The 21,291-nt window shown below is 41.1% G+C and carries 15 protein-coding genes; 11 read left to right on the top strand and 4 right to left on the bottom strand.

The window, feature by feature from the left end; translation table 11 throughout:
• The first annotated feature begins 350 nt into the window (after positions 1-350).
• On the top strand, positions 351-1,199 hold the full coding sequence (locus LC091_RS04195) for a YtnP family quorum-quenching lactonase (protein WP_226680552.1): 849 nt from the start codon (positions 351-353) through the stop codon (positions 1,197-1,199).
• Positions 1,200-1,236: 37 nt separating this feature from the next.
• On the opposite strand, the gene LC091_RS04190 is transcribed toward LC091_RS04195, so the two are convergent.
• The gene (locus LC091_RS04190) at positions 1,237-1,548 is read right to left on the bottom strand and encodes a PepSY domain-containing protein (RefSeq protein ID WP_226680550.1); all 312 of its coding nucleotides are present in this window, start codon (positions 1,546-1,548) and stop codon (positions 1,237-1,239) included.
• 246 nt (positions 1,549-1,794) lie between these two features.
• Between LC091_RS04190 and LC091_RS04185 the strand changes: the two genes are divergently transcribed.
• Positions 1,795-2,865: a M42 family metallopeptidase gene (locus LC091_RS04185; protein ID WP_226680547.1), complete on the top strand. Its 1,071-nt coding sequence runs from the start codon at positions 1,795-1,797 to the stop codon at positions 2,863-2,865.
• Between the two features lie 449 nt (positions 2,866-3,314).
• Positions 3,315-3,854 carry a DUF84 family protein gene (locus LC091_RS04180; protein ID WP_226680545.1) on the top strand — a complete coding sequence of 180 codons (540 nt, stop codon included), beginning with the start codon at positions 3,315-3,317 and terminating at the stop codon, positions 3,852-3,854.
• Between the two features lie 8 nt (positions 3,855-3,862).
• Here LC091_RS04180 and LC091_RS04175 read toward each other — a convergent pair whose 3' ends face one another.
• Positions 3,863-4,303, bottom strand: a complete 441-nt coding sequence (locus tag LC091_RS04175) for a YtoQ family protein (RefSeq protein ID WP_226680543.1) — start codon at positions 4,301-4,303, stop codon at positions 3,863-3,865.
• A 170-nt stretch (positions 4,304-4,473) separates the two neighbouring features.
• Between LC091_RS04175 and LC091_RS04170 the strand changes: the two genes are divergently transcribed.
• Positions 4,474-4,992, top strand: coding sequence for a hypothetical protein (locus LC091_RS04170; RefSeq protein ID WP_226680541.1), 519 nt, complete (start codon positions 4,474-4,476; stop codon positions 4,990-4,992).
• Between the two features lie 413 nt (positions 4,993-5,405).
• Here LC091_RS04170 and LC091_RS04165 read toward each other — a convergent pair whose 3' ends face one another.
• A complete protein-coding gene (locus LC091_RS04165) occupies positions 5,406-7,568 on the bottom strand; it encodes a methyl-accepting chemotaxis protein (protein WP_226680538.1) in 2,163 nt (720 codons plus the stop codon).
• A gap of 203 nt (positions 7,569-7,771) precedes the next feature.
• Here LC091_RS04165 and LC091_RS04160 point away from each other — a divergent pair, with 203 nt between their 5' ends.
• Entirely contained in the window at positions 7,772-8,785 is a 1,014-nt protein-coding gene (locus tag LC091_RS04160) for a PTS transporter subunit IIC (protein ID WP_226680537.1), read from the top strand.
• A 5-nt stretch (positions 8,786-8,790) separates the two neighbouring features.
• Positions 8,791-9,102, top strand: a complete 312-nt coding sequence (locus tag LC091_RS04155) for a thioredoxin family protein (RefSeq protein WP_226680535.1) — start codon at positions 8,791-8,793, stop codon at positions 9,100-9,102.
• Positions 9,103-9,158: 56 nt separating this feature from the next.
• On the opposite strand, the gene LC091_RS04150 is transcribed toward LC091_RS04155, so the two are convergent.
• A complete protein-coding gene (locus tag LC091_RS04150) occupies positions 9,159-13,544 on the bottom strand; it encodes a S8 family peptidase (protein WP_226680533.1) in 4,386 nt (1,461 codons plus the stop codon).
• Positions 13,545-14,199: 655 nt separating this feature from the next.
• Here LC091_RS04150 and LC091_RS04145 point away from each other — a divergent pair.
• The 5 genes from LC091_RS04145 (at position 14,200) to murC (ending at position 21,188) form a co-directional block, all read left to right on the top strand.
• Entirely contained in the window at positions 14,200-15,009 is an 810-nt protein-coding gene (locus LC091_RS04145) for a DUF1444 domain-containing protein (RefSeq protein WP_226680532.1), read from the top strand.
• Between the two features lie 183 nt (positions 15,010-15,192).
• Positions 15,193-15,804: a YtpR family tRNA-binding protein gene (ytpR, locus tag LC091_RS04140; protein WP_226680668.1), complete on the top strand. Its 612-nt coding sequence runs from the start codon at positions 15,193-15,195 to the stop codon at positions 15,802-15,804.
• 103 nt (positions 15,805-15,907) lie between these two features.
• The gene (locus LC091_RS04135; protein ID WP_226680529.1) at positions 15,908-18,340 is read left to right on the top strand and encodes a DNA translocase FtsK; all 2,433 of its coding nucleotides are present in this window, start codon (positions 15,908-15,910) and stop codon (positions 18,338-18,340) included.
• Between the two features lie 129 nt (positions 18,341-18,469).
• A complete protein-coding gene (locus LC091_RS04130; RefSeq protein ID WP_226680525.1) occupies positions 18,470-19,555 on the top strand; it encodes a nicotinate phosphoribosyltransferase in 1,086 nt (361 codons plus the stop codon).
• Positions 19,556-19,877: 322 nt separating this feature from the next.
• Positions 19,878-21,188: a UDP-N-acetylmuramate--L-alanine ligase gene (gene murC / locus LC091_RS04125; protein ID WP_226680523.1), complete on the top strand. Its 1,311-nt coding sequence runs from the start codon at positions 19,878-19,880 to the stop codon at positions 21,186-21,188.
• Positions 21,189-21,291 lie beyond the last annotated feature (103 nt).

Raw genomic sequence — 21,291 nt, 5'->3', positions numbered from 1 at the left:
TCCGTTAGTGAGAGGGCGCTTTTTTTTACGGTTAAGAGTATGAAACAACCAGAAAAATGAAGACAAGCTCAAACTGGAAAATGCGATAAAATTGTCATCATAGGGTGGATGAAGACAATCTCAAACTGAAAAATGGGATGAAATTGTCATCATAGGGTGGATGAAGACAATCTCAAACTGAAAAATGGGATGAAATTGTCATCATAGGGTGGATGAAGACAATCTCAAGCTGAAAGATGGAATGAAATTGTCATCATGATACCATCATAAAGAAATTCGCGGAGAGGGCGCTTTTTTTGTTACAATAAGATCATACTTTACAGTATGAAACAAAGAGGGAGATGGCAGAAATGGAAACGCTAACATTTGGTGAGTGGAAGCTGACTTGGTTGAACGGGGGAGTAACGCACCTAGATGGTGGGGCAATGTTTGGGGTGGTACCAAAGGCCCTGTGGTCCAAAAGGTATCCTGTAAATGATAAAAATCAAATAGAGCTAAGAACGGATCCAATCCTTGTCCAAACGGGTGAACGCAATATTCTGATCGAGGCAGGACTTGGTAAAGGAAAGCTTTCCGACAAGCAAAGACGCAATTTCGGAGCAACAGAAGAGTCGTCTGTAGAAGAAGACCTCCAAAAACTTGGTTTAACACCAGAAGACATAGATACCATCATCATGACTCATCTGCATTTTGACCATGTATGCGGCCTTACAAAATGGGACACAGCACAAAATAAATATGTAACTGTATTTCCCAATGCAACCATTTATGTCTCTGAGACAGAATGGAATGAAATGAGAAACCCTAATATTCGTTCAAGAAATACGTATTGGGAAATGAATTGGCAAGGCATTGAAGAACAGGTAAAAACCTTTCAAGAAGAGATAACCATCATCAATGGGATAAAAATGATACATACTGGTGGACATAGTGATGGACATGCCATCATTGAAATGATACAAGGGGAAGAATGCCTTATTCATATGGCAGATCTAATGCCCACACACGCCCATTCCCCATCTTTATGGGTCCTGGCTTATGATGATTATCCAATGACGTCAATAGAAGCAAAAGAGAAGTGGATTAAAGAGGGAATAAGACGTAATTCGTGGTTTACCTTTTATCATGATGCATTTTACCGCGCAGTAAAATGGACTGAATCTTATGAAATACAAGAAAAAGTAGAACGAGAAAGCTAAAAAAGGCCTGGCAGTTTTTTAGCTGCCAGGCATGAGTTCATTTTAATTGATTAACATCCAATATGACTCCCGTATTCTTATCGACAATAAATTCATATTGCTCCAATACGTCCTCTATTCTACGGGAAATGCCGCCTCTGTAGATGGAGTAGGACATATCATTTCGTATAATCGTTTCAGGCACCATCTGAATCCAGGAGCCATCAACAGGGCCACGCTTTTTAAAAGCTTCCTTGGCAATTTTTAAAGCTTTTTCAGGTTTGATGGCTTGCTTCTTCGATGCTTCAGTAAAAAGATATGCGGCTGCTGCACCAATTCCAGCACCGATGAGAAGTGCTTTCCATTTCATATCGTATCATCCTTCCATATATCATACTCTAATTTTACGTAAGCCTTTTCAAATGGGAGTAGCTGATGAGTTGAATTGATTCTGCCTATCCTACTAATAGTATAACTTGTAAAACAAATAAATGTCATGCTAAAGCTGGAAACAATAGAGAAAGTTCGATACAATATAGTTAAAATATTTCGATAATCTAACGAAGTATAATGAATATTTCTACATATAGGTTTGGAAAAAAAGGAGCTGACTTAGTTGAATCAGGAAACATTGACTTTATTTAAAACGTTAACGGAGTTGCAAGGTGCACCTGGATTTGAGCATGATGTTCGCCGCTTTATGCGCAGTGAATTGGAAAAGTACTCGGATGAAGTGGTACAAGATCGCCTTGGTGGTATTTTCGGAGTGAAAAGAGGCGACGAAACCGGCCCTACTGTCATGGTCGCAGGCCACATGGATGAAGTCGGCTTTATGGTCACTTCCATTACAGAAAACGGGATGTTAAGATTCCAAACTCTTGGTGGTTGGTGGAGCCAAGTCTTACTAGCTCAACGTGTGCAAGTAATGACAGACAATGGTCCAGTTGTTGGTGTTATTGGATCGATTCCTCCACATCTTTTGGATGAAGCGAAACGTGCCAAGCCAATGGACATTAAAAATATGTTAATCGATATCGGAGCCGACAACAAAGAAGACGCGATAAACATCGGCATTAAACCAGGTCAACAGATTGTTCCTATCTGCCCGTTCACACCAATGGCAAATGAGAAGAAGATTCTGGCTAAAGCCTGGGATAACCGTTATGGATGCGGACTAGCTGTTGAACTTATGAAAGATCTTAAAGGTGAGACATTACCAAATGTCCTTTACTCAGGAGCTACTGTTCAAGAAGAAGTAGGTCTACGTGGAGCACAGACGGCAGCGAACATGATCAAGCCTGATATCTTCTTTGCACTGGATGCTTCACCTGCAAACGATATGACTGGCGATAAAAAAGAGTTCGGCCATTTAGGCAAGGGTGCATTACTGCGCATTTATGACCGTTCCATGGTGACACACACTGGTATGCGAGATTTCGTATTGGATACTGCAGAGTCAAACAGCATACCTTACCAGTATTTCATCTCTCAAGGTGGTACAGACGCAGGTCGTGTTCACACATCCAATGAAGGAGTACCGTCAGCGGTGGTGGGAATTTGTTCCCGCTATATCCACACACATGCTTCCATGGTCCATGTAGATGATTATGCTGCAGCAAGAGAGCTCATTGTCAAACTTGTAAAATCTGCGGATCAATCTACAGTAGACTCTATTAGAAGCAGATAATAATAAATGTTGAGAAGCGATGGGGAATCCTCATCGTTTTTCTTTTTAAAAGAGATGGAAGTATATAAAACGGTTGATTTCCGTTCCAGGCGCTTCGCTTGCCTGCGGGCGGTCCGTGAGCCTCCTCGGCTTGCAGCCTGTGGGGTCTCACCTGTCACTTCCTCCCGCGGGCGTCTGCGCGCCTTCCACTGCAATCAACAAGGTATTTCATTTTCAAAAGGTTAAGGAAGATTATCCAACCTAGAAAAAACATTATAGCTTTTTTGAATTTCTAGCTGTAGATTGGAGCAAATGGCGAAGACTCCTGTGGGGGAGTAGCGACAATGTTGAGACCCCGCATGCTTGCCAAGGAGGCTCAAGGTCGCCCCGCGGAAAGCGAAGCCATTTGCGGAAAGGAAACAGCGGAGTCTAACCAAACTACTATAGTCAAATGGAAAGGTGCGAGAAAGATGAAAGTGATAGTGGGATCAAGGAACCCTGCTAAATATAAGGCGGTTCAACAGGAACTGATTAATCTTGGATTTGAAAACTGTGAGATCGTCGCATTAGATGTAGATTCGGGGGTAAGTAATCAGCCATTATCAGATGAAGAAACTGTTAGTGGAGCAATGCAACGAGCGAGGAATGCGTTAGCGAGTAATGTAGATGCAGACTTTGCAATTGGCCTTGAAGGTGGCGTGGTTCTGGGGGCTTCACCAACCTCTGGAGTAATGGTCTGTAATTGGGGGGCGCTCGTTTCTAAAGACGGTAGGGAGTACATAGCTGGTGGTGCTAGGATTCCTTTGCCTGAAGCTTTTAAAGAGGAGCTCATAGCAGGTAAAGAGCTCGGTGACTTAATGGATGAGTACTGTCAGCGAAAAGACATCAGGAAACAGGAAGGTGCATTGGGAATCTTTACAGATGGGGCTGTTTCAAGGATGGAAATGTTCCAGCATGTTAGTAAGCTGTTGATTGGGCAATGGAGATTGAATGGGAAAAAGCAGGCTTAGGCCTGCTTTTAATCTAATACATATGTAAGTACTTTTAGAGCTTGATTAACCGTTTCAACCGTGACATTTGCTTTATTGGATAACTCTTTTAATGGATGATGAAGGTTTTCCGGACGAATTAAGATAAGTGGCTTTTGAAGACTGATAGCTGCACTTGCATCCATTGCCGTGTTCCACTGCTTATATTTCTCTCCGAATAATGCAATGACAAGATCAGACTTTTTCATTAAAAGTTCTGTACGAAGATTATTAATTTGAGAAGCTGCTTCGTCCTTCGCAATGGAACTTGGCTGCGTTCCCATGATCGCTTCTCCTATGTTGTCTGAACGCTCATGGTCCGTCATCGGTCCAACGAACTGTAATGGAAGATCCAGTGCTTGTGCTTTGTCTATTAATTCTTCTCGCCAACTAGTATGGATTTCACCAGCAAGGTAAACAGTAAATTTCATGACAATCCCTCCAAATAGTACCTCTTGTAATTCCCCTATTTCCTAGTCTATCATAAAATAGGGGAATTAAGTGATAATTCCAACTTATCCTTGTCACGGGTAAAGATTTATAGGTATGATAAGTTTAGTGTGTGTTTTCTAGTCTTATTGTACTAAAGGGAGTGGAGAGTTTGACTTTTGGAAGAGCTATTATTTCTATTTTATTTTTATCATTACTATTCTTAACAGGTTGTTCTGTCTCAATTGAAGACGCCACACAAAAATCTGTTGATACTTTTGAGGAAACATTTAAAGCACAACCACCAGAGACTTCTGAGGATACAGATATATTTGCATATCACTTGCCCACTGGGTTTTCCATTGATTCCCAATCGGAAAACAATATTGTTCTTACACAGGACGAGCAAACCTACCTTTTATTTGTAAACCCTTTCGAACCAAAAGATTCAGAGGTATTATATGATTCTACAAAGGTGAACCTTTCTGAATTATTGGTAGATCATACAGTTACAGAGGATAACCGTTTAGGTTACTTGTTGATTTCTCCAGTTGATGGGGAAGAGGAAGAGTTATATGAAGTGACTGTAGGCTTAGGTGGAGTGAAGATGACAACGGTAACAGATACGGGCAATATGGAAGCGAGTACGAAGAGTATGATGGAGATTATCTCTTCTGTCAAAATTAAATAATTGTAAGTAAAGAATACGAAGGGGAAACCTGGAGTATTCTTTTTTTTTGTTTAGTAAATTATAAAATAATCAAATTGTGGATAGTTTTCAGAATAATTCTTGATCGCCATCGCGTTATGAAGACCTCAATGACGAAAAATCAGGAGGAGAGAGGTCATCATCGCCGTTATGAAGACCTTAGTGACCAGAAATCAGGAGGAGAGAAGTCCTCATTGCCGTTATGAAGACCTCTGTGAGGAGAAATCAGGAGGAGAGAGGTGCTCATAACCGTTATGAAGACCTTGGTGAAGAAAAATCAGGAGAAGAGAGGTCCTCATCGCCAATATGAAGCCCTTGGTGCTAGGGGCGTGGGTTTAGGTAGCGTTCCTACTAAAAAGGGTTTGCCTCCAACAAGAAGGCAAACCTTTTTTATTTTATTTATTCTCTTGTTCTCCCGTGGCTGCGGTTTGTTCGATTGAGGCAGCAACTTCATCGTGTATCCATTTTTTTTCTGGGCTTTCTTCGTCATCTGTATAGTTAGATGAAGGTTCATCTTTTATTTCTTCTGAATCAAGTTGTTCATCCACATATTCTGTTTCTTCTATAGGAGTTGCCTTATCATCTTCTACTGTAAACTGACTAACCTCTTCTTGAAGTTCATTGGCAATATCCGATAGGGAGATTGCAGCTTCGTTGACTTGCTCAATTGCGATTATTTGATGTTCGCTTGATGCACTTACCTGTTCAGAAGTAGCGGCTGCCTCTTCAGAAATATAATGTACTTCTGATAATTTTTCTTCAAGCTGTTTGTTTGATTCAGTTACATGAACAATTGCTTCCTGCACATCATCTACTTTATGGTTGATCTCCATTACATTGCCTGCAATTTTTTCAAAAGATGTTTTCGTTTGATTAACGGATTCCTGTTGGAGATCTCTGTATTCATTAAATTGTAGTGCATCGTCTGAAAGCTTGCCCATTTGTTTGCCCATTTCTGTTACTAGCTTTTTAATGGACAATGCTTCATGTTTGGAACGTTCGGCCAATTTTCGAACCTCTTGGGCCACCACTGCAAAACCTCTACCAGCATCACCTGCACGAGCAGATTCAATTGCAGCATTCAGTGCAAGCAGGTCCGTGTTTTCTGCAATTTCCTGGATGGTGCCAACAATGGAATTAATTTGTTGGGATTGCTTTGTAGCTTGTTGCACTCGCTCCGTAAGATGGTTGGCAAGCTCAAGGAATTGTTCGGACGAGTTATATAAATCCTTTACCACAGTTAGGCCATCTTCTCCCATTGTTCTTGCATGATCGGCCTTTGTCTTAATGTCAATGCTCAATTGGTTTGCCAGTTCTACTGCGGCTTTTACTCGCTTCAAGATATCTGTGCTTTCATCGAGATGAAGTGCCTGTTCGCTTGACCCTATAGCCACTTGTTTAATGGCTTCGTTCACTTCTGTGGATTGGGCAGTCGTCTCTTCTGAAATGGCGGCAAGGTTTTGTGAGGAAGACTGCAACTTATCTGTCGCTTCCATCACTTTTAATAGGGAAACTTGAACCTTCTCGGCCATCGCATTAAAGGTTACCGCTAAGTCAGCCATCTCATCTTTCGTGGTGATTGGTACCCTATACGCAAAATTGCCTTCTCCGATTTTTGATGCACCATCTTTTAACGAGCGGATGGAGGAGGCTATTTTTCTATTTAAGAAATAGCCAGTGGTGCTTAAGAATATTAATAAAAGGACACTTATGATTAAAGTTAGCAGCATGATCGTCTGCAACTTCTTGTTGGCTTCTGCTTGTATAGTAGACTGCAAATCTGTTACCGCAGCTTCCACCTCATTCACACTCTGCTCAACGCCATTACTTATTTCTTCAAAATTCCTCACAAAGCCGTAAGAGGAATTGTAGTTATTATATAAGTCTGTCATAGCCTGAACATATGGGTTGTAAAGTTCCAACAGACCATTCTTTTGTGAATCTGGCAAATCGGTTTCCGCCAGTTGTTCTTTGAACGTTTCGGCACTTTTCATGAAATCTCTATATCTTGCTTCTTGTTTTGTGGCCAAGTATTGCTGTTCATAAAGTCGAAGGTTCATCAACGTGGCATTTAATTCTTCGCGATTGGCCCCGCGCACATTAATAACCAGATTACGAACATTTCCGTTCATTTCTCCCTGCAATCCTGTAAATTCTGTATATCCCATTTCTTTATATAATTCTTCAAGTGGGACAAATTCGTTCAAATAGTTAGTAGCTGCCGATTCAATTTGTTCAAAACGAGTGGCAATTTCCTCATATTCTCCGAACTGTTGTTGCAAACTAGCTGCATCCAGCTTAATGTTTTCCAAGTTTTCTTTTATTGCAACGGATGTTTCGTCACTTGGTATTCTTAAAAATTCTTGCTCATTCTTCCGAGTATCTGAAAAAGCAAACTTTATTTCTTTGCTTCCATTTACCGCTTCAAACAACGCTGCTTCTTGCTCTTTCTCAGCAGATTGCGTAAAGTAGAAAAAGAAATTGAATAATAGTACAATGATGAGTCCTGTAATGGCAGTCAATAAAATAAATCTAACTCTACCTCTAATTGTTTTCATGTTACCCCCCTAAAGCGTAAAAGACTTTCGAATTTTATATATTTTGTTAAAAGTCTGATATTTTAAAGTAATTATAGACATATATCTACAAAATTCACAACAACCTTTTAACAAAATCTTGAATACCTACTAGTATATATCGACCATGATTCGGTATTATTAATGTAAAGCTGGTAGGAAATATATAAGGAAAGAGTGAGAATATGAAATCTTTTCTACATAAAAAAGGAGTATCGCTATCGCCAAGAGTTTACTTTATTGATGGTCTAAGCTTTATGGCGCTCGGGCTGTTCTCCTCGCTAATTATCGGTCTTATTATTAAAACAATCGGGGATCAAGCAGGTTGGACGCTCTTTACAGACATGGGTATTTTAGCAATGAGTTTGATGGGTCCGGCGATAGGGGCGGCTGTAGCCTATGGTTTAAAGGCACCTCCACTGGTGCTGTTTTCTGCCCTTATTGCAGGAGCTGCCGGTGCTCAATTAGGCGGACCTGCCGGAAGTTTTGTTGCAGCATTATTGGCTACAGAAGTGGGAAAGATGGTTTCAAGAGAAACAAAAGTCGATATTCTAGTTACGCCTTTCATAACAATACTGACAGGATTTCTTGTTGCAACCTTTATTGGACCTCCGATTAATGCTGGGATGAATTCACTGGGATCTTTAATCATGTGGGCCACTGAACAGCAGCCTATTGTAATGGGGATTTTGGTGGCAGTTCTGATGGGGTGGGCTTTGACAGCACCTATATCAAGTGCGGCAATTGCTTTGATGTTGGGACTTGAAGGAATTGCAGCGGGAGCGGCTACGATTGGATGTGCAGCTCAAATGGTTGGATTTGCTGTTAGCAGTTACCGTGAAAATAAAATGTCAGGGCTATTAGCATTAGGTATAGGTACTTCCATGCTTCAAGTACCAAATGTTATCAAAAATCCGATGATTATCATACCACCAACTATTGCAGGTATAGTATTTGCACCACTAGGGACGACAATATTTCAAATGACGAATGTAAAAGAGGGGGCTGGAATGGGGACAAGCGGATTGGTCGGTCAGATTATGACTTTTACTGCTATGGGGTTCTCTGTGTCAGTTCTTATAAAAGTCTTGTTACTTCACATTGTGGGACCTGCTGTGGTAAGTTTAGCAATATCAGAATGGATGAGAAAGAAAGCTTTCATTAAAGAAGGCGATATGAAAATAAATATTGGAGGGTAACGAATATGGAAAAGCTACAATCAATGGAGCAATTTAATCAATTAAAAAATGAAAGAGATGTTGTGTTCATGTTTTCTGCAGATTGGTGTCCGGACTGCCGTGTCATTGAACCAGTCTTGCCCCAAATCATGGAGAAGTTTAATGAATATACGTTTATTTACGTGGATAGAGACGAATTTATTGACCTTTGCGCTGAATTAAGCGTATTTGGAATTCCAAGCTTTGTTGGTTTTAAAAATGGAGAAGAAGCAGGACGATTTGTAAGTAAGGACCGCAAAACACAAGAAGAAATTGAAGCATTTGTTGCTTCCTTATAATTCATAAAGGAGCAGGCGATCACGGTGTCCCGTGGGTGCCTGCTCCTTTTATCTACTTAGTTCTTTTTCTTTTTCCCTTTTTTACTACCATCATTTTCATCATTGATGAACAGCTTACCATCTGCAATGGCACGAGTTACATTACCGAAGTCATCAGATACTTTAACCTCGATTTCTGCTCCACTTGCCACGACGCTGGAAGTAGCAGTCCAATATCCTACATAATAGCCAGGAGATTGTTCCATCAATGGAAGTTCAACCGCATTGCTTACTTCATTGTTTACGTCGTTTCCTTGCATCATCATGGAAGCATTTGTTAATGGCATACGGATAGAGAATGTTGCACGAAGGCCTTCTTCACTGCTAAACTCAATCTTTACAGATTCACCGGCGCTTAAGTGCTTATCTTCCTCTGGTTTTAGGTTTGTAATTTCAGGCGCATCATAGTTAGCGTATACCGTTACATCTTGTCTCTTACGGTTTCCAGCTAAGTCCTGAGCAACAACGCGAATGTTATTTTCTCCGTTTTCAAGCATTACTCTTAAAGAGTAAGTGCCATCTTCAACAGTAGCTTTCTTTCCGTTGACTTTTACAAAATCAAGGTTCTCATCGGATACTGTACCTGTTACGGTAACCGTTTCGCGGTTCGTTTTGGAACCATCTTCAGGGCTTGTAATGGCAAGCTCAGGTTTAGCTTGATCAAGAACAATTGTTACAGGTGCAGATTCTTCTGTCTCGCCTGTTTCAGTGGAAGATTTAGCCGTTAACACGTTTTCGCCGTTAGCAAGCTCGATATCCACTGCAAACGTTCCTTCTTCAGAAGCTGTAGCAGTTGCAACTTCTTCGCCGTTATTCAATACATGAACCGTTGTTGTCGGGGATGCGTTACCTTCCACCGTTACAGTAGATTCATTTGTGTAAGTTCCATCGGCAGGAGAAGTAATAGTAGGTGGTGTTACTTCAAAATTCACCAAAGCGCGGATCATGTAGTTTCCTTCTTCTTCAGGAGAAGGAGACCATGCTCCACCTACATATTGCCAGCTGCGTCCAGCGTTTGGTCCATCTTCGTCAGTTCCAAGTCCAGGAGCATTTGGATTTGGTTGAGACTGAATGTAAACCATGTAGAAGTCTTGTTCTACGATTATTCCATGCTCAGCTAAGTCAACTGTTGTCCATTCTCCTGTACGAAGTGCCGTTCCATCAAATGGTCCAGCAAGCTTTGAACCAGGAGCTCCATCAGTGCCAGATGCATCCCAAACCTCTACTTTAAAGTCTGTACCACCAGGAGTTGGCCATGTAGTATCCCAGAATCGGAATAATCCACCGGTAACAAGTGCACTGTTTTGACCTTCAGGTAGAGACATTTTTACTGCCCAACCATTTCCGGCATCATAGAATGCACGGGCATTCTCAGCAGTACCATCGTCATAGCCGATTTCACCAGGATATCCGATGAATGGGCGTAATTCGATGTCAAGTTCTGTTGTAGCGTCTCCTTCAATGGAAATCTCCACATTTTCACTGTAATAAGAAGGAGCCATGACACGAAGTGTGTAGTCGCCTTCATAAGCAGTAATAGAGAAGTTTCCGTTTTCATCTGTTGTTACAGGTGCAATAGCAGCATCCTCAACGAGCATCAATGTTGCGTTGCCAACAGGTTCCCCTGTAGCGCTGTTTGTTACAGTACCACTAACGGTTCCTTGTGCAATTTCTTCTAATACGAAGTTTGCAGTCGCCTCACCGTCTGCAGGGATGTCAACCGTTTGTTGAGCTGGATGGAAGCCATAAGCTGCAGCTTGTACAGTGAATGTGCCTGCTGCATGTAACAACTCGTATTGTCCGTTCGCAGGATTTGTGTTTACAGAACGGTTTGTTTCCAATACAGTGACTTGTGCATGTAATGGAAGTGCCGCAGGGTTAGCATCTTCTTTCACTGCTTCTTCTTTTTCAGGAGTAGCAACCGGATGGATTTTATCAGGATTTACTTGTTCCTCTTTTACTTCCACTTTCTCTTCTTTCGTAACTTCAAGCTGAGTGGAAGCAGACTCTGTTGCATTAGATTCTGCAGATAATGCTACATCGTCAATGTACCAACCTGTACGTACAACACTACCGTCTGTTGTAACGTTGAAACCGATGTAAATACGTTGACCAGCATATGCAGAAAGGTCAACTTCCCTAGCAGTCCAGCTTTCGCTGATACCATCGAAACGCAGAAGTTGAGTCCAGTTCTCTTGGTCTGTAGAAACGAATACATGACCGAAATCGTAACGAGTCTCCAGGTTGAACCAGTTCATGAACTGAAGATATGCACCACTATCTTCAGGTAGGTCGATAGGAGGCATCACAAGTGTCATGTTTGCACGGTTACCGTAGTTTCCTTCAAGGTTTGTTCCATATACTTTTTCACCGGAGTTTGCCTCAGCCGGACCAGCAGATGGTACACCCCATTGCCATGTGTTTTCTGCTCCGAAAGAATACCAACCCACAGGATCTGTTTCAAAGTCTGTGGAATATCCAACGGAAATACCTGGTTGAACGCTAACCTCGTACGTATCAGATGTTACTTCATTGCCACCAAAGTCAACAATGTGAAAGCGGTAAGATACAGAAGGTTCACCAATGTCATCACCAGGGATGCTAACTGTGTAAGTAGCGTCATTGTATGAGCCAGAAGCACGCTCTGCAGCAAGATCTACCCACTCATCAGCAACATTTTGATATTGCAATGTTACAGAAGAAATACTTACATTATCCTGAACATGAATGCTTAAAGGCAGGTTCATGCCAGCATACGTTTCAGCAGGTGCTGTATGTTCGAAAGTTGGAGCTTCGCTATCCTCTCCATCTTTTGCAACTTGCCCTTTGATTTTTCCAAGACCGGAAATGATGGAAGATACAGCATCAAATGCATTGATAATACCATGTCCATATCCGTTGTTTGGAGAGTCAGGGAAATTGGAATCTGTTCTTTCCGTTGCAGTTGTCATTAAGATTTCCTCAATGTCTGCTACAGTCAGGTTAGAGTTAACCTGCTTTAGTAACGCAACCACACCAGCTACGTGCGGGCTTGCCATGGAAGTTCCACTAGCAGCACCATAGCTGTTTCCAGGGAAGGAAGAACGAACTCCAACTCCAGGTGCGGATACTTCAGGCTTGATTTCATCGTAAGGAGATGGACCTTGTAAAGAGAAGCTAGCAAGGTTCATGTTCACATCCGTTGCACCAGTTGCAAAAGATTCCGGATAGTTACCAGGAGTGGAAACAGATCCAGGACCACCAGGGTTTCCGATGCGCGTATTTCCAGCTGCGAATGCAGGGAAGATATCAGCTGCAACCCATGCTTGAACCATTGGACGATACCACTCATCTAAGCCAGGTCCGCCGCCCCATGAGTTGTTAACAACGTCCGGAGCCATCGCAGGGTTTGGAGTTCCGCTAGCATCTTTCGGAGCTAGAATCCACTCACCAGCTGCAAGAAGGGCAACGTCCGTACCACCGGATGGAGTAAATGCTTTAACGCCAATCCATTTTGCTCCAGGAGCAACCCCAACTTGATTGGATCCGTTCGACTCTGAACCAACCATCGTACCTGTTACGTGCGTACCGTGACCGTCATCATCGTAAGGAGTAGATTGGTTTGCAGGAGTTGCATCAAACCAGTTGTATTCATGGCTTGCATTACCAGTTCCAGCATTATAGCCGCGATATTTTTCCATTAATGCCGGGTGATCCCACTGGACACCGGTATCAATGCTGGCAACGACAGTACCTTGACCGTCAACACCCATTTCCCATGCTTGAGGTGCACCGATTTGAGCAACGCCCCACTCGATGTTCTCAAGACCAGCAGCAGGCTTTTCCTCTACTGCAATTTCAGTTGTCGCAGCTGCTTCTGCAGCAGGATCCAACTGACGTACTTCGTTTGGTAGAAGCTTTTCGATTTCTGGGAATCTAGCAAGCTCTTCCATTACTTCTTTCGTAGCAGTAACGGCCATACCGTTTACTACGTAGAATGATTGGATGTCCTTTGCTTTTCCATCTGCTACCGCTTTTTCAAGATACTCTTTTACATTTGCTTGGGTTTCGATTGATGTTGCTCTTAATTCAGAGACAACAGCATTACGTTTCATCAGTTTTTCTTGTCCAGCAGAAGCTTTTTGCGACTTGGCTGCTTCCACAGCCTTAGCTGCTACTGCCTGAGTATCTACCTGTTCTTTAAATTTGATAAGGAAGGTAACTTTTTCCCCATCATTTGCAAACTGTGTAGATAATCGATCTGGTATTTTACTTGCCATCACTTCTTTAGATTCACCCAAAGAGACGGAAGCTTTGTTCCCTTGTGCAGAAGCGGTGCCAGGGATAAAGCTTGGGGCGATCAGTAATAAACACATAATGATACTGAATACTCTAGCAAAATTACGTTTGTTCTTCCTACTCATTCAACATCCCCCTTTAAAATGAAATACAAAAAACCGATGAATTTCCCCCCTTTTCATTTAGAAAGTGTCTACCTGCCACTAGGGAAGGTAGATTCTTGCACTATGTAGGAGTATCTCGGTGACAATTAAAGATTAATAAAGTGTGTAGAAGAATAGTGTCGAAAAAGAAAGAAAAGTATCAGAATATTCAAAAAATAGTCCGTTAGTTTGAGACAGTTTTTTTAATATAGGAGATTGGTAGAGGTTGGATATCAAGTTACAAAACAAAGTAAAATTGTAAAATAATTCTATGTGATAGGGTTTTTCCAAATTTATCCCCATATTTATCTGAATTATGGTTAATAGTGGAAACGTCCTAGTGGGCTCCATTATTTTACACACCCCCCAAAAACAAGCAAAATCTACTAGCCTCTCTATTCCTAAAAGAATAAAGGATGCCAATTTGAGCACTAAGTTTCAGGCGGTCCTAGAGTATGTAAGGCCTTTTGGTGGATGAAGTACAGGTAGAAAGGGGTATGAAGTCAATATGAAGAAAAAATAAGCAATGCTCTGATAGGTATCGCCTTCTTTTTACAAAACAGACTTCGACAATTACATTCTTTCATTGATTTGTTGTACAATAAAGGGTAAGCAATAAGAGAAAGGATTGTTTCTCATGGAAAAAATGACAGTACTTAAAATTAAAAGATTGATGGAAGAAAAATTATCCCATCCAAACTGGGTATTTACATATGATCGAGAAAAAGAATCCTTAAGGGTTGAAGACAAGGAAACACAAAAGGGAATCTCTATTGCACTCCAAGGTGTGCTTTCAAAATACGAACAAGCAAATGATCTAAATGCAATTGAAGAATACGTGTATTATGTCAAGGAAGCTCTAACAAGCATGAAAATGCCTGTTCAATTGAATGGTGCGGAACGACATATCTATCCTGTTATCCGCTCTACTTCCTTCCCTACGACAAGTAATGACATTCCGTTGGTTTATGATGACCATACAGCGGAAACTAGAATTTACTATGCGGTGGATTTAGGAAAGTCCTATAAATTGATTGATGAGCAACTTCTTCAAAGAGAGAACTTAACCAAGAATACGATCAAAGAAATGGCCATGTTTAATGTGAGGTCGCTTCCGACAAATATGAAAGAAGATGTGGTTGCAGGGAATACCTTTTATTTTGTCCGTTCCAATGATGGATATGATGCAAGCAGAATACTAAATGATTCTTTCTTAGATTCGTTTAAAAATCAAGTATCCGGAACAATGACTGTATCTGTTCCTCATCAGGACGTTTTGATACTTTCCGATATTAAAAACGAAGTAGGCTATGATATTCTTGCCGAACTGACCATGAGCTTTTTCGTAAACGGCAAAATACCAATCACTGCGCTATCCTTCCTATATGAAGAAGGAGAACTAGAACCAATATTCATCCTAGGAAAAGACAACAAGAAGAATAAATAAAAAAATTTCTCCAGTTGACTGAAGTGCAAGGTGTGAGACTCCAGCGGGGGAGAAAAGGTTGGTTGAGACCCCGCAACGAAGTGAGGAGGCTCAAGCACCGTCCTCTGGATAAGCGAACACCTGGAACGCAAGGAAACTGGAAGTCAAAGCTATCCCTAAAAAGAAAGGAAGAAAAACATGACCATTAACGTGTACTATAACCAAGAAGGCATAGGCGACACACTACTAATCTACATAAAAGAAATCAATTTAAACAATCGAATGGTAGAAAAAACCGGGGACGTTGCGAAGATTATAGATAAAGAAACAAAAGAATTAGCAGGATACAACCTTTTCAACGCATCGAAATATTTAGCAGTAAACGACTTTAAAGGTCCAGTCAATCTTACAGAAGAATTAATTGAAGAACTTAATAAGGCTTTGAACGAAAACGGGGTAAAGGAAACACTTAATCCCGATCTAAGTCCCAAATTCGTCGTCGGCCACGTGACGGAAAAAGAAAAACATCCAAATGCAGATAAACTAAGTGTATGTAAAGTAGATGTAGGAACAGAAGTACTTCAGATTGTTTGTGGTGCACCAAATGTAGATAGCGGACAATATGTCGTAGTGGCAAAGGTTGGAGCAGTTATGCCAAGCGGACTTGTCATTAGAGATGCAGAACTGAGAGGCGTTGCATCCTCAGGAATGATTTGTTCTGCGAAAGAACTCGACCTTCCGAATGCCCCGGCAGAAAAAGGCATTCTTGTTTTAGAAGCTGGGAAATATGAAGCAGGACAACCGTTTTCAGGTTAATTCCAAGATGTCTTTCCATTTTCACCACTAGATGCCCTCTAGTGGTTTTTTTCCTACCGAACCTGTTAAAAGAACAGGTTACCAACAACAAAGAAAGTGTGTGATGAATGTGAACTGGTTGAAAAAGCTGTTTGCTCAGCTAAGTGACGAGGAAGAAAAAGCCATTGAGCAAGATTACGCTAAGAAACCGGAAAATAAGCAAAAACAACCAACTGCAAAAATTGCTTATCAATACCCTACTGGGAAATTTCGCTTTCCGCTTATACCAGATGAAGGCAAACAAGAACAGAAACCGAGACAGGAAAAAAGACAAAAGTCGAAAGCTCAACAACCTAGTAAACCAACAAAACAAAACAAGCCTGAACCTATAAAAGTAGAACATAAAAAAGCAACGGAAGAGCCATTGAAAAAGCAAGAACCGGCCAAGAAGAAAAGCACAGTCAAAGCTTTTGAAAAAGTAACAAATAAAAATAAACAACCTTTTCACCCTACTGAAGTGGTGTCTCCTATCTATGGCTATAAACAACGTCCACTTATACAGAAAAAGGAAGAGTATATTCCGGAGATTGAGTTGCTCAGTAGAGAATCAAACGCTAGTGAGATAGCTGAATTAAATCCACTTGAAAGCTACACTAGTGCAAGTTTTGAAGAACTTACAAACAAAGATGTGTCAAAGGTACAGGCCTTTAGTGATGAATTAATAGAAGAGAACGATATTTCAGTAGACAGCTCAGAAAACGAAAATCCCATAACCTCATTGATTGACAGAGCTATAAATGAAGAACAATTGGAAGACGAAGAAATAGAAGAAATAGAAGAAATAGAAGAAATAGGAGAAAAAGAAGAATTTGAGGAAAGAGAGGCTGTTGAAGTATTAGAAGAAAATGTTGAAGAAAATGAAGTAAAAGATAATGCTTCTGAATATGAACAGGAATCCGCAGCAACTTTGGAGTATTGCGAGCCTGTAGAAAAGCCGAAAGAAAAACAAAACACAGAAGTGAACAGAAAAAAGGAGAATCCTTCTAAACAGAACATACCGTTTAATGTCATTATGCTTAAACAGGATAAACGTTCATTAGAAAGAAAACAGCAACTATTATCTAAAGAAGAAGCGCCACAACCCTATTACAGAAAGCCGCCTATCACGTTGCTTGCCATCCCGCCACAGCATTCTCAGGGAGATCAGGACTGGGTAGAAGCGCAAAAGCAATTGTTGGATGAAACCTTACATCATTTCAGAGTCGGTGCCAAAGTGGTAAAAGCAACACAAGGGCCATCTGTTACCCAATTTGAAGTGCAACCAGAGCCTGGGGTGAAAGTGAACAAAATCACCAACTTAAGTGATGACATTAAACTGAGTCTATCAGCACGTGATATACGGATGGAGGCACCTATACCAGGGAAAAACACGATAGGAATTGAAGTGCCGAATCGTGTAAGCAAGCCGGTATTTATTAGAGAAATTATTCGCCACCCATCTTTTATACAAAATAGTTCACCATTGACGGTAGCTTTAGGACTGGATATCTCAGGTCAACCTGTGGTGTTGGATTTGCAGAAAATGCCGCACGGATTGATTGCCGGTGCAACGGGATCCGGAAAAAGTGTTTGTGTGAACTCTATCATTATGAGTTTGTTGTACAAAAGTACACCAGATGAAGTGAAACTTTTATTGATTGATCCAAAGATGGTAGAACTAACGCCTTACAACCATATTCCCCACCTTGTCAGCCCGGTTATCACAGATGTAAAGGCAGCAACGGCTGCGTTGAAATGGGCAGTGGAAGAGATGGAACGCCGTTATGAATTGTTCGTTCATGCAGGGGTTAGAGATATTGGAAAGTACAATGAAACGGCGAAAAAGCATAACCAAGAGACATTACCATATATGGTCATCATCATTGATGAATTGGCTGACCTGATGATGGTTGCTCCAAGTGATGTGGAGGAAGCCATTTGTCGAATTGCTCAAAAAGCACGTGCCTGCGGAATGCACTTACTGATTGCCACACAGCGTCCGTCCGTTGATGTTATTACAGGACTGATCAAGGCAAATATCCCTACACGGATTGCATTCTCTGTTTCTTCTCAAGTTGATTCAAGAACAATCATTGATATTGGTGGTGCTGAGCGCCTTCTGGGACGCGGGGATATGCTGTTGCTTGAAAACGGTGCACCAAAACCTATCAGGGTACAAGGGAACTTTGTATCAGATGAAGAGATAGAGAGAGCGGTTGACCATGTTCGAAAAGAACAAAAACCTAATTATTTGTTTGAGCAGAGCGAATTGCTAAAAGAGAGCACCATCCAAGATGAAGATGAGCTCTTTTTAGAGGCGTGTCAATTTGTAATTGATCAAGGCGGAGCTTCCACTTCCAGTTTGCAAAGAAGATTCCGTATCGGCTATAACCGGGCTGCCCGCTTAATGGAAATGATGGAGGACCAAGGTGTGATATCGGGTCCAAAGGGCAGTAAACCAAGAGATGTACTTGTTTCAGAAGAGGAGCTTGTCAGTATGCAAGATTCTGACTTTTAATGCTCCTTAACTGAAGTTGTTGTAAATGGATACAATCTTCTATTATTATTAATACTAGTAAACAATAGGAGTCGGAATATCCGGCAAGACAGTAACCCGAAAACAGGGTCTTAAGGAGCTTTTAAGAGGATGAAAGAAATTGAGTTAAAGCTGCAAGGTAAAATAAAAAGGCTGACCAATCGCACGTTTAAATTTGACGAGCGTGTTAAAGAAGGATGGTTTTCAGCTGTATATTTCTTAAAAACACGAGAAATCGTGAGAGAGTTTAAACCAGATAACATTGTGACAATGCAATTTTTTCAAAAAGATCATGCGGTGTTATGCGGAACGGATGAAGTAATTGCATTGATTAAGACTTTTGCTGATGATCCGGAATCTCTTGAAATTTATTCTTTAAAAGATGGAGACAAAATTGCGCCGTTTGAAACGGTACTAACAATAACTGGCCCATATCAGAATTTTGGGTTCTTAGAAGGAGTTATTGATGGTATTCTGGCCAGAAGAACGTCGGTATCTACGAATGTGTATAATGTAGTGAAAGCTGCAGGGCAAAAGCCAGTCATTTTCATGGGAGATCGTGATGATCATTATACACAACAAGCTGGAGACGGATATGCAGCTCATATCGGAGGTTCCACAGCCCAAGCAACTCATGCAATGAATGAATGGTGGGGGAAAAAAGGGATGGGTACGATGCCGCATGCCCTCATCCAGCTATTTAATGGGGATGTTGTAGAGGCTTCTAAAGCTTACCATGCGAAATTCCCTGAGGATGACTTATTGGTCTTGGTAGACTACAACAACGATGTCATAACAGATGCATTGCGAGTGGCAAGAGAATTCGGTGATAAGCTAAAGGGAGTCCGAGTCGATACATCCAGAACCATGATTGATCAGCATTTTATCCGCCATCAAGATGTACTGGGGACCTTTGACCCACGTGGTGTAAATGCCCCGCTTGTTTTCGCACTGCGTGAAGCATTGGATAAAGAAGGATTCCAACATGTGAAGATTGTGGTAAGCGGTGGTTTCAGTGAGCAACGCATCAGAGAATTCGAAGAGCAGAATGTGCCAGTGGATATTTATGGTGTGGGAGGAAGCCTGCTGAAGATCCATATTGGTTTTACGGGAGATAATGTTGTGTTAAACGGGGAACTGCAAGCCAAGGCCGGAAGAAAATACCGCTTTAATGAACGACTAGAAAAAGTGGATTGAAGTATAGCAGTATGTGATATATGGCGAAACTGGTAGGGGAAAGGTCTATCAGTTTTTTCCTGTGATCTTCCGATTCATGACGGCTAGGTAGAGTAAATACTGAATTAGTGCTATAATAGGTCGTTGTTAAGAAAAGTCTTTTCTACATATGGTTTGAATCCTTAAACTTAAGGGAATAAACGAATTAGCATTTTTAGACGCTAATCATATAATGGATTATCTATGCGGAGAAAACTACGTTTGGTACAAAAATAAAAACTATTATTCAGTTCGTTTACCAAAATAAGCGAATTATATATAGATAAATGTTGGAGGTTTTTTCATGACCATTTATCATTTTGTTGGTATAAAAGGATCAGGAATGAGTGCCCTTGCCGGAATTTTGGACGATATGCACTGTCAAGTACAAGGTTCAGATATTGAGAAGAGGTTCTTTACACAAAAAGGTCTCGAAGAAAAAGGAATCACCATCCTTCCTTTTGATAAGGACAATATAACGGAAGATATGACGGTTATTGCCGGTAATGCATTTCCTGACACACATGAGGAGATAGAAGCGGCAAAAGCACTTAATGTACCGGTTATACGCTACCCGAAATTCCTAGGTCAGTTTATGGAGAAATACACCAGTATTGCCGTTACAGGAGCACACGGTAAGACTTCTACAACTGGATTGCTCTCTCATGTCATTCAAGGGGCAAAGCCTACTTCCTATCTTATTGGAGATGGAACGGGTAAAGGAGTAGAGGATAGTGAATATTTTGTATTCGAAGCATGTGAGTACAAAAGACACTTCTTGTCCTATCATCCTGATTATACAATCATGACAAACATTGACTTCGATCACCCGGATTATTTCGGCAGTATCGATGATGTATTTTCCGCATTCCAGGAGATGGCTATGCAAGTGAAAAAAGGAATCATCGCTTGTGGAGATGATGAGTACCTGCAAAAAATTCATGCAAAAGTTCCAGTGATATACTACGGTTTTGGCGAAGAAAATGATTTTCAAGCGCGTCACGTGGAAAAGTCGACAGAAGGTACCACATTTGATGTATATGTACGTAACAACCATTATGCTACATTTAAAATCAATGGATATGGTGACCACAACATCATGAACTCCTTGGCTGTAATCGCATTATGTCATTATGAGGAGATTCCAGTAGATGTGATTCAAAGCCAGTTGCTTACATTCGAAGGAGTTAAACGGAGATTTTCTGAAAAAGTAATAGGCTCTCAAGTATTGATTGATGATTATGCACATCACCCAACTGAGATCCGTGCTACTATTGATGCAGCGAACCAAAAGTATCCTGATCGCGATGTAATTGCCGTATTCCAACCGCATACTTTTACAAGAACTCAAACCTTCTTAAATGAATTTGCGGAAAGTCTAAGCGGAGCTGATCATGTGTTCCTATGTGATATTTTCGGTTCTGCCCGCGAAAATCAAGGGAAGCTCACAATCAATGATCTATTGGAGAAAATTGACCGTGCAGAAATCCTGACGGAAGAAGGAACGGCCTTATTGTCTAAGCATGAGAATAGCGTCATTATTTTCATGGGAGCCGGGGATGTTACGAAGTTCCAAGAAGCGTACGAGAAATCCCTTCAGCATGAAGTGGAATAGTAGTGTTTATAAGAACCGGCTTTCCTTTAGATAGAGGGGAAGCCGGTTTTTTAATATTGGCGAATAGATATGAAGACCTCTGTAGGGTGAAAATTAGTAGAGA

It is taken from the genome of Sutcliffiella horikoshii (genome assembly GCF_020524325.1).
Taxonomy (GTDB): Bacteria; Bacillota; Bacilli; order Bacillales; family Bacillaceae_I; genus Sutcliffiella_A; species Sutcliffiella_A horikoshii_D.
This window is presented reverse-complemented; position numbering and strand designations above follow the sequence as displayed.

Bases quoted from the DNA above. Each gene is read 5' to 3' on its own strand.
- LC091_RS04195 (WP_226680552.1), top strand. From the start codon at position 351: ATGGAAACGCTAACATTTGGTGAGTGGAAGCTGACTTGGTTGAACGGG.
- LC091_RS04190 (WP_226680550.1), bottom strand. From the start codon at position 1,548: ATGAAATGGAAAGCACTTCTCATCGGTGCTGGAATTGGTGCAGCAGCC.
- LC091_RS04180 (WP_226680545.1), top strand. From the start codon at position 3,315: ATGAAAGTGATAGTGGGATCAAGGAACCCTGCTAAATATAAGGCGGTT.
- LC091_RS04175 (WP_226680543.1), bottom strand. From the start codon at position 4,303: ATGAAATTTACTGTTTACCTTGCTGGTGAAATCCATACTAGTTGGCGA.
- LC091_RS04165 (WP_226680538.1), bottom strand. From the start codon at position 7,568: ATGAAAACAATTAGAGGTAGAGTTAGATTTATTTTATTGACTGCCATT.
- LC091_RS04160 (WP_226680537.1), top strand. From the start codon at position 7,772: ATGAAATCTTTTCTACATAAAAAAGGAGTATCGCTATCGCCAAGAGTT.
- LC091_RS04155 (WP_226680535.1), top strand. From the start codon at position 8,791: ATGGAAAAGCTACAATCAATGGAGCAATTTAATCAATTAAAAAATGAA.
- LC091_RS04150 (WP_226680533.1), bottom strand. From the start codon at position 13,544: ATGAGTAGGAAGAACAAACGTAATTTTGCTAGAGTATTCAGTATCATT.
- LC091_RS04145 (WP_226680532.1), top strand. From the start codon at position 14,200: ATGGAAAAAATGACAGTACTTAAAATTAAAAGATTGATGGAAGAAAAA.
- LC091_RS04135 (WP_226680529.1), top strand. From the start codon at position 15,908: ATGAATGTGAACTGGTTGAAAAAGCTGTTTGCTCAGCTAAGTGACGAG.
- LC091_RS04130 (WP_226680525.1), top strand. From the start codon at position 18,470: ATGAAAGAAATTGAGTTAAAGCTGCAAGGTAAAATAAAAAGGCTGACC.
- murC (WP_226680523.1), top strand. From the start codon at position 19,878: ATGACCATTTATCATTTTGTTGGTATAAAAGGATCAGGAATGAGTGCC.